We start from the raw sequence: 14,410 nt of genomic DNA, 5'->3' as shown, positions 1-14,410 counted from the left end.
CGTGCGGCTCGGCCGCTGGTTTCGGCGGTTCCGGTCGCGCTGCTTCGTCGTGGCGCCGGATCCGTATTCAAAACGGCACGCGCGGGCCCCGCCCGCGCGCGCCGAAGCTGATCTCAGTACTGATCCTCGTACCGCTTGGCGAGATCGTCGATGTTCTCGGGCGGCCAGGCCGGCACTTCCATGCCGAGGTGGAGACCCATGGAGGCGAGCACCTCCTTGATCTCGTTCAGCGACTTGCGACCGAAGTTCGGGGTGCGGAGCATCTCTGCCTCCGTCTTCTGGATGAGGTCGCCGATATAGACGATGTTGTCGTTCTTCAGGCAGTTGGCCGAGCGGACCGACAGCTCGAGCTCGTCGACCTTCTTCAGCAGCGCCGGGTTGAAGGCGAGTTCGGCGATCTGCTCGTCGCCGACGACGCCCCCACCGCGGCTCTCGCGCTGCGGCTCCTCGAAGTTCACGAAGACCGAGAGCTGATCCTGCAGGATCCGTGCCGCGTAGGCCACCGCATCCTCCACCGAGATCGACCCGTCGGTCTCGACCTGCATGGTCAGCTTGTCCTTGTTCAGGTCCTGCCCCTCGCGGGTCGCCTCGACCTTGTAGGACACCTTCTTGACCGGCGAGAACAGCGAGTCGACCGGGATCAGGCCAATCGGCGCATCCTCGGCCCGGTTCTGGTCGGCCGGGACGTAGCCCTTGCCGGTGTTGACGGTAAACTCCATCCGGATCTCGGCACCTTCGTCGAGCGTGCAGATCTCGTGGTCCGGGTTCAGGATCTCGATGTCACCGACCGTCTGAATGTCGCCGGCAACGACGACACCCGGGCCCTGCTTGCGCAGGACCATCCGCTTGGGGCCCTCGCCCTGCATGCCGATGGCGATTTCCTTGACGTTCAGGATGATGTCCGTCACGTCCTCGCGCACCCCAGCGATCGAGGAGAACTCGTGCAGGACGCCGTCGATCTGGACGGCCGTCACGGCCGCGCCCTGGAGCGACGACAGCAGGATCCGGCGCAGGGCGTTGCCCAGCGTCAGCCCGAAGCCGCGCTCCAGCGGTTCGGCGACGAGCGAGGCCTTGCCACGTCCGCCGCTCTTGAACTCGAGCTGGTTGGGCTTCGACAGATTCTGCCAATTGCTTGCAATCATGGCATTCGCCTTTCAGTTTCCTCGCCACCATCCAATCGTGGCGAAAGGTCTGATCGAGGGGCCGCTCGGGCCCACCCGGCCAAGGCGGCGGGCGCTGCGATCAGCGCGCCACGCCAGCCGGCACCGACGTCATACGCGACGCTTCTTGCGCGGCCGCACGCCATTGTGCGGGATCGGCGTCACGTCGCGGATCGAGGTGATGGTGAAGCCGGCCGCCTGCAGCGCGCGCAGCGCGGACTCGCGGCCGGAGCCCGGTCCGGACACCTCGACCTCGAGCGTGCGCATGCCATGCTCCTGCGCCTTGCGCGCCGCATCCTCAGCCGCGATCTGCGCGGCGAAGGGCGTCGACTTGCGCGACCCCTTGAAGCCCTGCGCACCCGCCGACGACCAGGCAATCGCATTGCCCTGCGCGTCGGTGATGGTGATCAGCGTGTTGTTGAAGGAGGAGCTCACATGGGCGACGCCCGACGTGATGTTCTTGCGCTCGCGACGGCGAACGCGCTGTGCATCCTTGGCCATTCTCTGTTCCTTGATATCGTCACCGCCGTAATGCCAGCGGCTCCACCCGAAGCGCGCCCAGAAGGCGCACTCGAATTACTTCTTCTTGCCGGCAATCGCCTTGGCCGGACCCTTGCGGGTGCGGGCGTTGGTGTGCGTGCGCTGGCCGCGAACCGGCAGGCCGCGACGATGCCGCAGGCCACGGTAGCAGCCGAGATCCATCAGCCGCTTGATGTTCATCGAATTCTCGCGGCGCAGGTCGCCCTCGACGATGTAGTCGCGGTCGATGATCTCGCGGATCTGCAGGACTTCGGCGTCGGTCAGCTGATTGACACGACGCTCGGCCGGAAGGTTCACCTTCTCCATGATCTCCTGGGCGAAGCGCTGCCCGATGCCATGGATGTACTGCAGCGCGATGACGACGCGCTTGTTGGTCGGAATGTTGACGCCAGCGATACGGGCCACGTCGATGCTCCTCAGAAAACCGGGCTACTGCCGCCCCAGCAAAGTCGAGTGTGGAGCGCATAAGCCAAAACGATCGGCCCAGGCACCACGATGGACACCCGCCGCCGACCGCAAGGATTCGCGAATAGGCGGGAGCTATAGGTTCGGCGGCGGAAAGTCAACCGCCGCACATCGATGCAAGCCCGGGCGGCCTCAAGCCACCCCGCACTCCTCGTCGAGCACGCGCGTGATGCTTTGGGTCACCGTGTCGACCGGCTGCATGCCGTCGATCGCGTGGAGAAGGCCGCGCTCGCGATAGAACGGCGCCACAGCCGCGGTCGAGTCGCGAAACTCCTTCAGACGCTTGCGGAAGACTTCCGGATTGTCGTCCTTGCGCACCGGCAGGCCGGCGGCTTCGGTCTCGGCGGCCCGGCGCGCGATGCGTCCGACCAACGCTTCCTCGTCGACCTTGAACTCGATCACGCAGTCGATCGAAAGGCCCTTCTGGTCGAGCATGCGGTCGAGCGCCTCGGCTTGAGCCAGCGTGCGCGGAAAGCCGTCCAGCACGAAGCCCCTCTTGGCATCGGCTTCCTCGATCCGCTCCGCGACGATCCCGACGACGATCTCGTCGGACACGAGCTGACCGGCATCCATGACGGCCTGCGCCCGCTTGCCGATCTCGGTGCCCGCAGCCACCGCGGCGCGCAGCATGTCGCCGGTCGAGAGCTGCGGAATTTCGTACCGCTGGATGATCCGTTGGGCCTGGGTGCCCTTCCCTGCGCCCGGCGGTCCAAGCAAAATCAGTCTCATCGCACTCCCCGCTTCCCCCCTCGGAGCTTCGCCTTCTTGACGAGCCCTTCGTATTGATGCGCCAGAAGGTGTCCCTGCACCTGCGCCACGGTATCCATCGTCACGCTCACCACGATCAGCAGCGACGTCCCACCGAGATAGAACGGAACGCCGGCGGCCGAAATGAGAAATTCGGGTAGGAGACAGATGATGATCAGGTAGATCGCGCCGATGACCGTGATGCGGGTCAGCACGTGGTCGATGTACTCGGCCGTGCGCTCGCCCGGCCGGATGCCCGGGATGAAGCCGCCATGCCGCTTCAGATTGTCGGCCGTGTCCTTCGGGTTGAAGACGATCGCCGTGTAGAAGAAGGCGAAGAAGCCGATCAGCGCGGCGTAGAGGATCATGTAGAGCGGCTGGCCGTGGCCAAGCGAGGCGACGACCGCAGTCGCCCAGCCGGGCAGCGAGGCCGTCGAGGCGAAGTTCGCGACGGTCACCGGCAGGAGCAGCAGCGACGAGGCGAAGATCGGCGGAATGACGCCGGACGTGTTCAGCTTCAGCGGCAGGTGCGAGGTGTCGCCCTGGAACATCCGGTTGCCGACCTGGCGCTTCGGATACTGGATCAGCAGCCGCCGCTGGGCGCGCTCGAAGAACACGATGAAGGCGATGCAGGCCAGCGCCATCACGATGACGAGCAGGATGATCGTGGTCGACAGCGAGCCGGTCCGGCCAAGCTCCAGGAGGTTGGCGATCGCCGTCGGCAGCCGGGCGACGATGCCCGAGAAGATGATCAGCGAGATGCCGTTGCCGATGCCGCGCGAGGTGATCTGCTCGCCGAGCCACATCAGGAACATCGTGCCGCCGACGAGGGTGATGACCGCCGAGATGATGAAGAACCAGCCGGGGTTCGAGACGATGTTGGTGGCGGACTGCAGACCGACGGCGATGCCGTAGGCCTGGACGGTCGCCAGAAGCACCGTGCCGTAGCGAGTGTACTGGTTGATGACCTGGCGGCCCTGCTCGCCTTCCTTCTTCAGCTGCTCCAGCGACGGGATGACCGAGGTCATCAGCTGGATGATGATGGAGGCGGAGATGTAGGGCATGATCCCGAGGGCGAAGATCGCCATGCGCCCGACGGCGCCGCCCGAAAACATGTTGAAGAGGCCGAGAATACCGGTCGACTGCTGCTGGAACGCCTGCGCCAGAGCTTCCGGGTTGATCCCCGGCATCGGGATGTACGTGCCGAGCCGGTAGACCAGAAGCGCACCCAGCGTGAACCAGATGCGCTTCTTGAGATCCTCCGCCTTGCCGAAGGCGGAGAAGTTGAGGTTCGCGGCGAGTTGTTCCGCTGCCGATGCCATGTGCGTCTGTTCTCCGGGTCGCCCCTTGGGCGGGAGGTCATCCCTCCCTTGCGAGGCAGCAGGAGAGATAAGCGGCCTCGCCGACTTGTACGAGAGGCTTACGCCTCGGCGCCGGCCACCGCAACGGATCCGCCGGCCTTTTGAACCTTCTCGACCGCAGCCTTGGACGCCGCGTCGACGGTCAGCGCGACCTTGGCGGTCAGTTCGCCATCGGCCAGCAGCTTCAGGCCGTCCTTGCCGCGTCGCAGCACGCCGGCGGCCTTCAGCGCCTCGAAGTCGATCTCGGTCGAGGCATCGAGCTTGCCGGCGTCGATCGCCTGCTGGATGCGACGCAGCGAGACGATCGCGTAGGTCTTGGCGAAGATGTTGGTGAAGCCGCGCTTCGGCAGGCGACGATAGAGCGGCATCTGACCGCCCTCGAAGCCGTTGATGGCCACGCCCGAACGGGACTTCTGGCCCTTGACGCCGCGCCCGCCGGTCTTGCCGGAGCCCGAGCCGATGCCGCGCCCGACGCGCTTGCGCGCATGCGTCGCGCCCTCGCGATCGCTGAGTTCGTTGAGTTTCATGTCAGCTCTCCTGGTCAGGCTTCGTCGACGATGCGGACGAGGTGCTGGACCTTGGCGATCATGCCGCGGATCGAGGGCGTGTCCTCGAGCGTGCGCCGGCGGTTCATCTTGTTGAGGCCGAGACCGATCAGCGTCTGGCGCTGGGTGTCCGGCCGGCGGAGCGGGCTTCCGATCTGCTCGACGGTGAGCGTCTTACCCGCAATCTTCGTATCAGCCATAACGAGGCTCCTTGATCATGAGACGGACCGCCGCATCGGGCGGCCCTGCGGGTCAGGCTTCTTCGGCGCCGGCACCGACGACGTCACGGCGGCGCGCCTGCAGCGTCGAGTACTTGAGGCCACGACGAGCGGCGACGTCCTTCGGGTGCATCTGATTCTTCAGAGCGTCGAACGTGGCGCGCACCATGTTGTACGGGTTCGACGAGCCGAGCGACTTCGCGACGACATCGTGCATGCCGACCGCCTCGAAGACGGCGCGCATCGGACCGCCGGCGATGATGCCGGTGCCGGCCTCGGCGGTGCGCAGCACGACGCGACCCGCGCCGTGACGGCCCTGCGTGTCGTGATGCAGGGTGCGGGCGTCGCGCAGCGGCACGAAGATCATGTCGCGCTTGGCGGCTTCCGTCGCCTTGCGGATCGCCTCCGGCACTTCGCGCGCCTTGCCGTGGCCGAAGCCGACGCGGCCCTTGAGGTCGCCGACGACGACGAGCGCGGCAAAGCCGAAGCGCCGTCCGCCCTTCACCACCTTGGCGACGCGGTTGATGTGGACCAGCTTGTCGACGAAGCCGTCGTCGCGCTCGTCGCGGTCGTTCCGATCGTTTCTTGGCGCCATGATCCTGTCCTTGTTTTTTTCCGGAGGCGTCCGAGGGATGGCGGCCGCATCGCGCGGCACGCCGGTGGAGCCCGGCCGCAAGCGCGGCGCGGCCGTCTTAGAAGTTCAGGCCGCCTTCGCGGGCCGAATCGGCGAGGGCCTGGATGCGGCCGTGGTAAATGAACGCGCCGCGATCGAACACCACGTCGGTGACGCCGGCCTGCTTGGCCCGCTCGGCGACGAGCTTGCCAACGGCGGCCGCGGCTTCCTTGTCCGCCCCCGTCTTCAGCTGCTCGCGCAGCGCCGGCTCGAGCGACGAGGCGGCGGCGATCGTGCGCCCTTCCGCATCGTCGATGACCTGCGCGTAGATGTTCTTGGACGAGCGGTGCACCGAAAGACGCGGGCGGCCGTTGGCCACCTTCTTCAGGGACCGACGAACGCGCGACGCACGGCGGCGCAGCATTTCCTTCACAGTTGCCATTGTCGGTTGCCTTACTTCTTCTTGCCTTCCTTGCGGACGATGCGCTCGCCCGCGTACTTCACACCCTTGCCCTTGTAGGGCTCGGGACCGCGGTATTCGCGGATCTCCGCGGCGACCTGGCCGACGCGCTGCTTGTCGATGCCAGTCACGACGATCTCGGTCGGCTTGGGCACCGCCACCTGGATGCCTTCCGGCACCTGATAGACCACGTCGTGGCTGAAGCCGAGCGCCAGCTGCAGGTTCTTCCCCTGCATCGAGGCGCGGTAGCCGACGCCGCTGATCTCGAGCTTGCGCTCGAAACCGTCCTTCACACCCTTGAAGATGTTCGAGATCATGGTCCGGGACATGCCCCACTTGGAGCGGGCGTCCTTGGACTGATCGCGCGGATCGACCGCCACCGCGTTGTCCTCGAGCTTCACCAACACCTCGTCATTGACGACGAAGCTGAGCTCGCCCTTCGGCCCCTTGGCCTTGACGGTCTGCCCTTCGACCGTGGCCGTCACGCCGGCGGGCACGGCGACCGGCTTCTTACCAATACGAGACATCGCTAAAACCTGTCCGTTTCTGGGAGGGAGTGCGTCCGCCGCGTCAGACGACGCGGCAGAGCACCTCACCGCCGACATTGTGTTCACGCGCGCTGTGGTCGGCCATCACGCCCTTCGGCGTCGAGAGGACCGAGATGCCGAGCCCGTTCGACACGTGCGGGATGGTCTTCGCCGAAACGTAGACGCGTCGACCGGGCTTGGAGACGCGGGCGATCTCGCGGATGACCGGGCCACCCTCGTAGTACTTCAGCTCGATTTCGAACTCGGACTTGCCGTTGCCGAAATCGGTCGTGGTGTAGCCGCGGATGTAGCCCTCGTCCTTGAGGACGTCGAGCACGCGGGCGCGCAGCTTCGATGCAGGCGTCGACACGGTCGACTTGTTGCGCTGCAGAGCGTTGCGGATGCGGGTCAGCATGTCGCCGAGCGGATCTGACAAAGCCATGAGGGTCTCTCCTTACCAGCTCGACTTCACGATGCCCGGGATCATGCCCTCGTTGCCGAGTTCCCGGAGCGCGATACGGCTCATCTTCAGCTTGCGATAGTAGGCGCGCGGACGCCCCGTCACCTCGCAGCGGTTGCGCAGACGAACCTTCGAGCCGTTGCGCGGCAGCTCGGCGAGCTGCAGCTGCGCCCGGAAGCGATCTTCCATGGTCGCGCTCTGGTCGGCGGTCACCGCCTTCAGCGCAGCGCGCTTGGCGGCGTACTTCTTCACCATCCGCTCGCGACGCTTGTTCTTCTCGATCGCGCTCTTCTTGGCCATGTCGTTTGTCCTTTCTCGCCTGTCGTTACTGGCGGAACGGGAAGTTGAACGCCTTGAGGAGCGCCCGGGCTTCGTCGTCGTTGCTCGCCGTCGTGCAGACGATGATGTCCATTCCCCACATCTGATCGACCTTGTCGTAGTTGATCTCGGGGAACACGATGTGCTCCTTCAGGCCCATGGCATAGTTGCCGCGGCCGTCGAAGCTCTTGGGGTTCAGGCCGCGGAAATCACGAACGCGCGGCAGCGCGATCTGGATCAGGCGGTCCAGGAACTCATACATGCGGTCCTTGCGCAGCGTCACCTTGCAGCCGATCGGCATGCCCTCGCGGACCTTGAAGCCGGCGATCGAGTTCCGCGCACGGGTGATGACCGGCTTCTGGCCGGCGATCTGCGCCAGGTCCTCGGCCGCCACGGTCGGCTTCTTGGAGTCGCCCGTCGCTTCACCGACGCCCATGTTGATCACGATCTTGTCCAGACGCGGGATCTGCATGACGTTGCCGTAGGAGAACTGATCCTGCATCTGCTTGCGGATCGTCTCGTTGTAAACCTGCTTGAGGCGAGGCTCGTAAGCGGTCTCAGCCATCGATCTGTTCTCCCGAACGCTTGGCGACGCGCACCTTGGTGCCGTCTTCCAAAACCTTGAAGCCGACCCGCGTCGCCTTGCCGTCCTTGGGGTCTGCGACCGCCAGGTTCGACAGGTGGATCGAGGCCTCCTTGGAGACGATGCCCGCCTCCTGGCTTGCGGACTGCTTCTGGTGCTTCTTGACGAGGTTCACACCCTGGACGACCGCACGGTCGTCCTTCGGCATCACCTTCAGCACCTCACCGGTCCGGCCCTTGTCCTTGCCGGCCAGCACGACGACCGTGTCGCCCTTGCGAATTCTCTGCATCGTTGCGGTCCTTAAAGCACTTCGGGCGCCAGCGAGATGATCTTCATGTGGTTCTTGGCGCGCAGCTCGCGCGGAACCGGTCCGAAGATGCGGGTGCCGATCGGCTCCTTCTTGTTGTCGATCAGGACCGCAGCATTGGTGTCGAAGCGGATGACCGAGCCGTCCGGACGACGAATGTCCTTCGCGGTCCGCACCACCACGGCCTTCATCACGTCGCCCTTCTTGACGCGGCCGCGCGGGATCGCCTCCTTGATCGACACGACGATCACGTCGCCGACCGAGGCGTATTTCCGCTTCGAACCGCCCAGCACCTTGATGCACATGACACGACGGGCGCCGGAATTGTCCGCCACGTCGAGGTTTGTTTGCATCTGAATCATGTCAGGCCGCCTTCAACTTTGATCTGCCCGGGCGCGCGGATCGCGCCACGCGGCAGAAAAACAACATCAAACCGCTGCTGCCTCGTCCTTCAGGACGATCCAGCTCTTGTCCTTGGAGATCGGGCGGGTTTCCTGGATGGAGACCGTGTCGCCCACCTTGCACTCGTTCAGCTCGTCGTGCGCCTTGTACTTCTTCGACCGGCGCACGGTCTTCTTGAACAGCGGGTGGGTGAAACGGCGTTCCACCAGCACCACCACCGTCTTGTCATTCTTGTCGGAGACCACGGTCCCCTGCAAAACGCGTTTGGGCATATTCTGGAACCTCAGGCCTTTGCCTCGGCCGCCTTCTGGCGGGCGATCGTCTTGATGCGCGCGATGTCGCGGCGCACCTGGCGCACGCGGTCGGTGTTCTCGAGCTGGCCGGTCGCCCGCTGGAAGCGCAGGTTGAACTGCTCCTTCTTCAGCTTGGCGAGCTCGTCTCCGAGCTGGTCCTCGGTCATCACCCGGATGTCGTTCGCTTTCACGTCGGCTCTCCTTACTCGGCGATGCGCTGGATGAAGCGCGTCTTGATCGGGAGCTTGGCGGCGCCGAGACGCAGCGCCTCGCGGGCGACGTCCTCCGGCACGCCGTCGATCTCGAACATGATGCGGCCGGGGTGAACGCGCGCCGCCCAGTAGTCGACGCCGCCCTTGCCCTTACCCATGCGGACTTCGGTCGGCTTCGAGGTCACCGGCAGGTCCGGGAAGATCCGGATCCAGACGCGGCCCTGGCGCTTCATCTGGCGGGTGATCGCGCGGCGGGCCGCCTCGATCTGCCGGGCGGTGACCCGCTCCGGCTCCATCGCCTTGAGGCCGAACCCGCCGAAGCTCAAGGTCGTCCCACCCTTGGCGGTACCGTGGATGCGGCCCTTGAAGGCCTTCCGGTACTTCGTGCGCTTTGGCTGCAACATGTCAGTCTACTCCAGAAGCTCGGGTCAGGCGTGCTCGCGCTCGCGCTCGCGGCGGCGCGAACCACCACCCTGCGCGTCGCCCTCGATCGCCCGGCGCTCCGAGGCCATCGGATCGTGCTCGAGGATCTCGCCCTTGAAAATCCAGACCTTGACGCCGCACACGCCATAGGCGGTGTGCGCCTCGGCCGTGCCGTAGTCGACGTCGGCGCGCAGCGTGTGCAGCGGCACGCGGCCCTCGCGGTACCACTCCATGCGCGCGATCTCCGCGCCGCCCAGTCGACCCGAGCAGTTGATACGGATGCCCTCGGCGCCGAGGCGCATCGCCGACTGCACCGCGCGCTTCATGGCGCGGCGGAACGCAACGCGGCGCTCCAGCTGCTGGGCGATCGACTGCGCCACCAGCGTCGCGTCGGTCTCCGGCTTGCGGACCTCGACGATGTTGATGTGCGTCTCGGCCTTCGTCATGTCGGCGAGCTTCTTGCGAAGCTTCTCGATGTCGGCGCCCTTCTTGCCGATCACGATGCCCGGCCGCGCCGAGTGGATCGTGATGCGGCACTTCTTGTGCGGCCGCTCGATGACGATCTTGGAGACCGCCGCCTGCTTCAGCTCGTTCAGGAGGTACTCGCGGATCTTCAGATCCTCGTGCAGCAGCTCGCCGTACTCGCCGGTGTTGGCGTACCAGCGCGAGTCCCAGGTGCGGTTGATGCCGAGCCGAAGGCCGGTCGGATTGACTTTCTGGCCCATCAGGCGGCCTCCTCTACTTCCTCGACCTCACGCACGACGATCGTGAGGTGAGCGAAAGGCTTGGTGACCCGGCTGGCGCGGCCGCGGCCACGCGCATGGAAGCGCTTCATCGTGATCGACTTGCCGACATAGGCCTCGGCGACGATCAGCGCGTCCACGTCCAGATCGTGGTTGTTCTCGGCGTTCGCGATCGCGGACTCGAGCGTCTTCTTCACCGTCTCGGCGATCCGCTTGCGCGAGAAGGTCAGATCGGCGAGCGCCGTCTCCACCTTCTTGCCGCGGATCATCTGCGCGACGAGATTGAGCTTCTGCGGGCTGACGCGAAGCGTGCGGGCGACCGCCCTGGCTTCGTTGTCCTTCAGCTGGCGCTCGGCCTTGGCCTTACCCATTGTTACTTCCTCTTCGCCTTCTTGTCGGCGCCGTGGCCGTAATAGGTGCGGGTCGGGGAGAACTCACCGAACTTGTGTCCGATCATGTCCTCGTTGACCGAGACCGGAATGTGCTTGGCGCCGTTGTAGACCCCGAAGGTCAACCCGACGAACTGGGGCAGGATCGTGGAGCGACGGCTCCAGATCTTGATCACCTCGTTGCGGCCGCTCTCGCGCGCCTTCTCAGCCTTTTTGAGAAGGTAACCATCGACGAACGGACCCTTCCAGACGGAACGTGTCATGAAGAAATCCTCTTACTTCTTGCGCTGATGGCGCGAGCGCATGATGAACTTGTCGGTCTCTTTGTTCTGGCGCGTGCGCTTGCCCTTGGTCGGCTGACCCCACGGCGACACCGGGTGACGGCCGCCCGAGGTGCGGCCTTCGCCGCCACCATGCGGGTGATCGACCGGGTTCATCGCGACGCCGCGAACGTGCGGGCGCTTGCCGAGCCAGCGCGAGCGGCCGGCCTTGCCGAGGTTGATGTTGCCGTGGTCGGGGTTCGACACCGCACCGACGGTGGCAAAGCACCCCGCCGGCACGAGGCGCTGCTCGCCCGAGTTCAGGCGCAGGATCGCCATGCCCTGGTCGCGACCGACGAGCTGCGCGTAGGCGCCCGCCGAACGGGCGATCTGCCCGCCCTTCTCCGGCTTCATCTCGACGTTGTGGACGATCGTGCCGACCGGCATGACGCCGAGCGGCATCGCGTTGCCCGGCTTTACGTCGACGCCCGACAGACCCGACACCACCTGGTCGCCGACCGCCAGACGCTGCGGCGCCAGGATGTAGGCCACCTCCCCGTCCGCGTACTTGATCAGCGCGATGAACGCCGTGCGGTTCGGATCGTATTCCAGCCGCTCCACCGTGCCGACGACGTCGAGCTTGCGACGCTTGAAGTCGATCATGCGGTAGGTCCGCTTGTGACCGCCCCCCTGAAACCGCACGGTGATGCGGCCGAGGTTGTTGCGCCCGCCCTTGGAGCTGAGCCCCTCGGTCAACGACTTGACCGGCTTGCCCTTCCAGAGCTCCGAGCGATCGACGATGACCAGCTGGCGCTGGCTCGGCGACGTCGGTTTGAAGTTCTTCAATGCCATGACTTAAATCCCCGGAGCTCGCGTCACAGACCGGTCGACACGTCGATCGAGTGGCCCTCAGCCAGCGTCACGATGGCCTTCTTCTGATCGCTCTGGCGACCGATGCGGCCGCGGAAGCGCTTGACCTTGCCCTTGCGCACCAGCGTGTTGACCGCAGTGACCTTCACGTCGAACAGCGCTTCGACGGCGGCCTTGATCTCCGGCTTCGTCGCGGTCTTCGGCACGTTGAAGATCACCTGGTTCATCTCCGAAACCAGGGTCGACTTCTCGGTGATCACCGGCGAGGTGATGACGTCGTAGTGGCGCAGATCGCTCATTTGAACCGCTCCTCCAGAGCCTCGATGGCAGCCTTGGACAGAACCAGCGTCTGGCGGCGCAGGATGTCGTAAACGTTGATGCCCTGGATCGGCAGCACGTCGATATGGGCGATGTTGCGGGCCGAGCGGGCGAAGTTCTCGTCGAGCTCGGCGCCGCCGATGATCAGCGCGTTGGACAGGCCGAGTTTGGTGAAGCTCTGCACCATCGCCTTGGTCTTGGCCTCGGCGGTCTTCAGCTCGTCGAGCACGACGATCGAGTCGGTGCGCGCCTTGGCCGACAGCGCATGCTTCAGCGCCAGTGCCCGCACCTTCTTCGGCAGATCGTGCTCGTGGCTGCGCACCACGGGCCCATGGGCCTTGCCGCCGCCGCGGAACTGCGGTGCGCGGGCGCTCGAGTGACGCGCCCGGCCGGTGCCCTTCTGGCGGTACATCTTGGCGCCGGTGCGCGCGATTTCGGCGCGGCCCTTCGACTTGTGGGTGCCCTGCTGGCGCTTGGCCAGCTGCCAGCGGACCATGCGCTGCAGGATGTCCTCGCGAGGCTCGAGACCGAAGATCTCGTCGGCGAGCGTCACCGTACCGGCATCGTCGCCGGTGAGCGACTTGATCGTGATGTCAACCATTATTCCGCCCCCTCGGACGCTTCCGCCGACGCGGCGTTACCATTGGCGGCGCGGATCGCGGCCGGCTTCGGCGCAGTGTCCGGCAGCGGCATCTTCACCGCGTCGCGGATCAGGAGCCAGCCACCCTTCGAGCCCGGCACGGCGCCGCGGATCAGGATCAGGCCCTTGTCGGCATCGGTGCGCACGACCTCGAGGTTCTGCGTCGTAACGCGAACCTGGCCCATATGGCCTGCCATCTTCTTGCCCTTGAAGACCTTGCCCGGATCCTGCCGCTGACCGGTCGAGCCGTGCGAGCGGTGCGACACCGAGTTACCGTGCGAGGCACGGCCGCCGCCGAAGTTGTGGCGCTTCATGACGCCCTGGAAGCCCTTGCCGATCGACGTACCCGTCACGTCGACGCGCTGCCCGACGACGAAGTGATCGGCGGTGATCTCGGCACCGACGTCGATCATGTTGTCGTCCGATACGCGGAACTCGGCCAGCTTGCGCTTCGGCTCGACTTCGGCCTGCGCGAAGACGCCGCGCATCGCCTTGGACGTGTTCTTCACCTTGGCGAGGCCGACGCCGAGCTGGACGGCGGTGTAGCCGTTCTTCTCGTCCGTGCGCTGCGCCACGACCTGGCAGTTTTCGACCTTCAGCACGGTGACCGGAACATGCTCGCCGGCGTCGTTGTAGACGCGGGTCATGCCGACCTTCTGTGCAATCACACCTGAACGCATTGTCTCGTTCTTTCTTCAGAGGAACCTTAGGGGCCGAAGCCCGGTCGGTTCATGTCGCTCCTTAGAGCTTGATCTCGACGTCCACGCCCGCGGCGAGGTCGAGCTTCATCAGCGCGTCGACGGTCTGCGGCGTCGGGTCGACGATGTCGAGCAGGCGCTTGTGCGTGCGCATCTCGAACTGCTCGCGCGACTTCTTGTCGATGTGCGGCGAACGGTTCACCGTGAACTTCTCGATGCGCGTCGGCAGCGGGATCGGCCCGCGCACATTGGCACCCGTCCGCTTCGCCGTCGACACGATCTCGCGCGTCGAGGCATCCAGGACCCGGTGGTCGAACGCCTTCAGGCGGATGCGAATATTCTGGCCGTTCATTGCAAATCGTCCTCTCGTCGGATGCGCACCGCGTGGGGCGGCTTCCGAGCGCCTAACCAGTCTTCAGCCAAGTCAACCGAGACGCCCTGCGGCGCCCCATCCGCCCCCGCGTGGAGGGCTAGCCCGGCGCGCCCTTGACGGATGCGCCGGGCAGAGCGTCTGCCTTACTCGACGATCGAGGAGACGATGCCGGCGCCGACGGTACGGCCGCCCTCGCGGATGGCGAAGCGCAGCTTCTCTTCCATCGCGATCGGCACGATCAGCGTCACGTCCATCGTCACGTTGTCGCCCGGCATCACCATCTCCGTGCCTTCCGGCAGCGTCACCACACCCGTCACGTCCGTCGTGCGGAAGTAGAACTGCGGACGGTAGTTGGTGAAGAACGGCGTGTGCCGGCCACCCTCTTCTTTAGTCAGGATGTAGGCCTCGGCCTTGAACTTGGTGTGCGGCGTCACCGAACCCGGCTTGCACAGGATCTGGCCGCGCTCCACGCCCTCGCGGTCCAC

Annotated in this window: 27 protein-coding genes; all 27 read right to left on the bottom strand. The window is 65.6% G+C overall.

What is annotated here, in order from left to right; translation table 11 throughout:
* Positions 1–113: 113 nt before the first annotated feature.
* Positions 114–1,142 carry a DNA-directed RNA polymerase subunit alpha gene (locus NPA30_RS09675; protein WP_256802461.1) on the bottom strand — a complete coding sequence of 343 codons (1,029 nt, stop codon included), beginning with the start codon at positions 1,140–1,142 and terminating at the stop codon, positions 114–116.
* A 129-nt stretch (positions 1,143–1,271) separates the two neighbouring features.
* Positions 1,272–1,661: a 30S ribosomal protein S11 gene (gene rpsK / locus NPA30_RS09670; RefSeq protein ID WP_256802460.1), complete on the bottom strand. Its 390-nt coding sequence runs from the start codon at positions 1,659–1,661 to the stop codon at positions 1,272–1,274.
* A 75-nt stretch (positions 1,662–1,736) separates the two neighbouring features.
* Positions 1,737–2,105, bottom strand: a complete 369-nt coding sequence (gene rpsM, locus NPA30_RS09665) for a 30S ribosomal protein S13 (protein ID WP_256802459.1) — start codon at positions 2,103–2,105, stop codon at positions 1,737–1,739.
* Positions 2,106–2,297: 192 nt separating this feature from the next.
* Positions 2,298–2,894, bottom strand: a complete 597-nt coding sequence (locus tag NPA30_RS09660) for an adenylate kinase (RefSeq protein WP_256802458.1) — start codon at positions 2,892–2,894, stop codon at positions 2,298–2,300.
* Positions 2,891–4,234: a preprotein translocase subunit SecY gene (secY, locus tag NPA30_RS09655; protein ID WP_256802457.1), complete on the bottom strand. Its 1,344-nt coding sequence runs from the start codon at positions 4,232–4,234 to the stop codon at positions 2,891–2,893. The genes NPA30_RS09660 and secY overlap by 4 nt, the downstream gene beginning before the upstream one ends.
* Before the next feature lie 98 nt (positions 4,235–4,332).
* Entirely contained in the window at positions 4,333–4,800 is a 468-nt protein-coding gene (gene rplO, locus NPA30_RS09650; protein WP_256802456.1) for a 50S ribosomal protein L15, read from the bottom strand.
* A gap of 14 nt (positions 4,801–4,814) precedes the next feature.
* Entirely contained in the window at positions 4,815–5,018 is a 204-nt protein-coding gene (gene rpmD, locus NPA30_RS09645) for a 50S ribosomal protein L30 (protein ID WP_256802455.1), read from the bottom strand.
* A gap of 52 nt (positions 5,019–5,070) precedes the next feature.
* Positions 5,071–5,631 carry a 30S ribosomal protein S5 gene (gene rpsE, locus NPA30_RS09640; RefSeq protein ID WP_256802454.1) on the bottom strand — a complete coding sequence of 187 codons (561 nt, stop codon included), beginning with the start codon at positions 5,629–5,631 and terminating at the stop codon, positions 5,071–5,073.
* A gap of 97 nt (positions 5,632–5,728) precedes the next feature.
* Positions 5,729–6,091: a 50S ribosomal protein L18 gene (gene rplR, locus NPA30_RS09635; protein ID WP_256802453.1), complete on the bottom strand. Its 363-nt coding sequence runs from the start codon at positions 6,089–6,091 to the stop codon at positions 5,729–5,731.
* Positions 6,092–6,102: 11 nt separating this feature from the next.
* Entirely contained in the window at positions 6,103–6,636 is a 534-nt protein-coding gene (gene rplF, locus NPA30_RS09630; RefSeq protein WP_256802452.1) for a 50S ribosomal protein L6, read from the bottom strand.
* Positions 6,637–6,679: 43 nt separating this feature from the next.
* Positions 6,680–7,078 (bottom strand): 30S ribosomal protein S8, encoded by a 399-nt coding sequence (gene rpsH / locus NPA30_RS09625; protein ID WP_256802451.1) that lies wholly within the window; start codon positions 7,076–7,078, stop codon positions 6,680–6,682.
* 12 nt (positions 7,079–7,090) lie between these two features.
* A complete protein-coding gene (gene rpsN, locus NPA30_RS09620) occupies positions 7,091–7,396 on the bottom strand; it encodes a 30S ribosomal protein S14 (protein WP_256802450.1) in 306 nt (101 codons plus the stop codon).
* 25 nt (positions 7,397–7,421) lie between these two features.
* Positions 7,422–7,979 carry a 50S ribosomal protein L5 gene (gene rplE, locus NPA30_RS09615; protein WP_256802447.1) on the bottom strand — a complete coding sequence of 186 codons (558 nt, stop codon included), beginning with the start codon at positions 7,977–7,979 and terminating at the stop codon, positions 7,422–7,424.
* Positions 7,972–8,286 (bottom strand): 50S ribosomal protein L24, encoded by a 315-nt coding sequence (rplX, locus tag NPA30_RS09610; protein WP_256802446.1) that lies wholly within the window; start codon positions 8,284–8,286, stop codon positions 7,972–7,974. The genes rplE and rplX overlap by 8 nt, the downstream gene beginning before the upstream one ends.
* An 11-nt stretch (positions 8,287–8,297) precedes the next feature.
* The gene (rplN, locus tag NPA30_RS09605) at positions 8,298–8,666 is read right to left on the bottom strand and encodes a 50S ribosomal protein L14 (protein ID WP_256802445.1); all 369 of its coding nucleotides are present in this window, start codon (positions 8,664–8,666) and stop codon (positions 8,298–8,300) included.
* A gap of 66 nt (positions 8,667–8,732) precedes the next feature.
* Positions 8,733–8,978 (bottom strand): 30S ribosomal protein S17, encoded by a 246-nt coding sequence (gene rpsQ, locus NPA30_RS09600; RefSeq protein ID WP_256802444.1) that lies wholly within the window; start codon positions 8,976–8,978, stop codon positions 8,733–8,735.
* 11 nt (positions 8,979–8,989) lie between these two features.
* Positions 8,990–9,190 (bottom strand): 50S ribosomal protein L29, encoded by a 201-nt coding sequence (rpmC, locus tag NPA30_RS09595; protein ID WP_256802441.1) that lies wholly within the window; start codon positions 9,188–9,190, stop codon positions 8,990–8,992.
* An 11-nt stretch (positions 9,191–9,201) separates the two neighbouring features.
* On the bottom strand, positions 9,202–9,615 hold the full coding sequence (gene rplP, locus NPA30_RS09590) for a 50S ribosomal protein L16 (protein ID WP_256802440.1): 414 nt from the start codon (positions 9,613–9,615) through the stop codon (positions 9,202–9,204).
* 24 nt (positions 9,616–9,639) lie between these two features.
* A complete protein-coding gene (gene rpsC, locus NPA30_RS09585) occupies positions 9,640–10,359 on the bottom strand; it encodes a 30S ribosomal protein S3 (protein WP_256802437.1) in 720 nt (239 codons plus the stop codon).
* A complete protein-coding gene (gene rplV / locus NPA30_RS09580; RefSeq protein WP_256802436.1) occupies positions 10,359–10,748 on the bottom strand; it encodes a 50S ribosomal protein L22 in 390 nt (129 codons plus the stop codon). Before rplV ends, rpsC begins: the two co-directional genes overlap by 1 nt.
* 2 nt (positions 10,749–10,750) lie before the next feature.
* Positions 10,751–11,029 (bottom strand): 30S ribosomal protein S19, encoded by a 279-nt coding sequence (rpsS, locus tag NPA30_RS09575; protein WP_256802435.1) that lies wholly within the window; start codon positions 11,027–11,029, stop codon positions 10,751–10,753.
* 12 nt (positions 11,030–11,041) lie between these two features.
* Entirely contained in the window at positions 11,042–11,878 is an 837-nt protein-coding gene (rplB, locus tag NPA30_RS09570) for a 50S ribosomal protein L2 (RefSeq protein ID WP_256802433.1), read from the bottom strand.
* Between the two features lie 23 nt (positions 11,879–11,901).
* Positions 11,902–12,195 (bottom strand): 50S ribosomal protein L23, encoded by a 294-nt coding sequence (locus NPA30_RS09565; protein ID WP_256802432.1) that lies wholly within the window; start codon positions 12,193–12,195, stop codon positions 11,902–11,904.
* Positions 12,192–12,815, bottom strand: coding sequence for a 50S ribosomal protein L4 (rplD, locus tag NPA30_RS09560; protein WP_256802431.1), 624 nt, complete (start codon positions 12,813–12,815; stop codon positions 12,192–12,194). The genes NPA30_RS09565 and rplD overlap by 4 nt, the downstream gene beginning before the upstream one ends.
* Positions 12,815–13,534 carry a 50S ribosomal protein L3 gene (gene rplC / locus NPA30_RS09555; protein WP_256802430.1) on the bottom strand — a complete coding sequence of 240 codons (720 nt, stop codon included), beginning with the start codon at positions 13,532–13,534 and terminating at the stop codon, positions 12,815–12,817. The genes rplD and rplC overlap by 1 nt, the downstream gene beginning before the upstream one ends.
* A 61-nt stretch (positions 13,535–13,595) precedes the next feature.
* Positions 13,596–13,904, bottom strand: a complete 309-nt coding sequence (rpsJ, locus tag NPA30_RS09550; RefSeq protein WP_007066362.1) for a 30S ribosomal protein S10 — start codon at positions 13,902–13,904, stop codon at positions 13,596–13,598.
* Between the two features lie 164 nt (positions 13,905–14,068).
* Positions 14,069–14,410: EF-Tu C-terminal domain-related protein (locus NPA30_RS09545; RefSeq protein ID WP_456238255.1), on the bottom strand; the 342-nt coding region annotated here is incomplete at its 5' end.

It is taken from the genome of Mangrovibrevibacter kandeliae (assembly GCF_024519155.1).
Classification (GTDB): domain Bacteria; phylum Pseudomonadota; class Alphaproteobacteria; order Rhizobiales; family Rhizobiaceae; genus Mangrovibrevibacter; species Mangrovibrevibacter kandeliae.
This window is presented reverse-complemented; position numbering and strand designations above follow the sequence as displayed.

Coding starts and splice junctions, on each gene's coding strand:
- NPA30_RS09675 (WP_256802461.1), bottom strand. CDS start 1,142: ATGATTGCAAGCAATTGGCAGAATCTGTCGAAGCCCAACCAGCTCGAG.
- rpsK (WP_256802460.1), bottom strand. CDS start 1,661: ATGGCCAAGGATGCACAGCGCGTTCGCCGTCGCGAGCGCAAGAACATC.
- NPA30_RS09660 (WP_256802458.1), bottom strand. CDS start 2,894: ATGAGACTGATTTTGCTTGGACCGCCGGGCGCAGGGAAGGGCACCCAG.
- secY (WP_256802457.1), bottom strand. CDS start 4,234: ATGGCATCGGCAGCGGAACAACTCGCCGCGAACCTCAACTTCTCCGCC.
- rplO (WP_256802456.1), bottom strand. CDS start 4,800: ATGAAACTCAACGAACTCAGCGATCGCGAGGGCGCGACGCATGCGCGC.
- rpmD (WP_256802455.1), bottom strand. CDS start 5,018: ATGGCTGATACGAAGATTGCGGGTAAGACGCTCACCGTCGAGCAGATC.
- rpsE (WP_256802454.1), bottom strand. CDS start 5,631: ATGGCGCCAAGAAACGATCGGAACGACCGCGACGAGCGCGACGACGGC.
- rplR (WP_256802453.1), bottom strand. CDS start 6,091: ATGGCAACTGTGAAGGAAATGCTGCGCCGCCGTGCGTCGCGCGTTCGT.
- rplF (WP_256802452.1), bottom strand. CDS start 6,636: ATGTCTCGTATTGGTAAGAAGCCGGTCGCCGTGCCCGCCGGCGTGACG.
- rpsH (WP_256802451.1), bottom strand. CDS start 7,078: ATGGCTTTGTCAGATCCGCTCGGCGACATGCTGACCCGCATCCGCAAC.
- rpsN (WP_256802450.1), bottom strand. CDS start 7,396: ATGGCCAAGAAGAGCGCGATCGAGAAGAACAAGCGTCGCGAGCGGATG.
- rplE (WP_256802447.1), bottom strand. CDS start 7,979: ATGGCTGAGACCGCTTACGAGCCTCGCCTCAAGCAGGTTTACAACGAG.
- rplX (WP_256802446.1), bottom strand. CDS start 8,286: ATGCAGAGAATTCGCAAGGGCGACACGGTCGTCGTGCTGGCCGGCAAG.
- rplN (WP_256802445.1), bottom strand. CDS start 8,666: ATGATTCAGATGCAAACAAACCTCGACGTGGCGGACAATTCCGGCGCC.
- rpsQ (WP_256802444.1), bottom strand. CDS start 8,978: ATGCCCAAACGCGTTTTGCAGGGGACCGTGGTCTCCGACAAGAATGAC.
- rplP (WP_256802440.1), bottom strand. CDS start 9,615: ATGTTGCAGCCAAAGCGCACGAAGTACCGGAAGGCCTTCAAGGGCCGC.
- rpsC (WP_256802437.1), bottom strand. CDS start 10,359: ATGGGCCAGAAAGTCAATCCGACCGGCCTTCGGCTCGGCATCAACCGC.
- rplV (WP_256802436.1), bottom strand. CDS start 10,748: ATGGGTAAGGCCAAGGCCGAGCGCCAGCTGAAGGACAACGAAGCCAGG.
- rpsS (WP_256802435.1), bottom strand. CDS start 11,029: ATGACACGTTCCGTCTGGAAGGGTCCGTTCGTCGATGGTTACCTTCTC.
- rplB (WP_256802433.1), bottom strand. CDS start 11,878: ATGGCATTGAAGAACTTCAAACCGACGTCGCCGAGCCAGCGCCAGCTG.
- NPA30_RS09565 (WP_256802432.1), bottom strand. CDS start 12,195: ATGAGCGATCTGCGCCACTACGACGTCATCACCTCGCCGGTGATCACC.
- rplD (WP_256802431.1), bottom strand. CDS start 12,815: ATGGTTGACATCACGATCAAGTCGCTCACCGGCGACGATGCCGGTACG.
- rplC (WP_256802430.1), bottom strand. CDS start 13,534: ATGCGTTCAGGTGTGATTGCACAGAAGGTCGGCATGACCCGCGTCTAC.
- rpsJ (WP_007066362.1), bottom strand. CDS start 13,904: ATGAACGGCCAGAATATTCGCATCCGCCTGAAGGCGTTCGACCACCGG.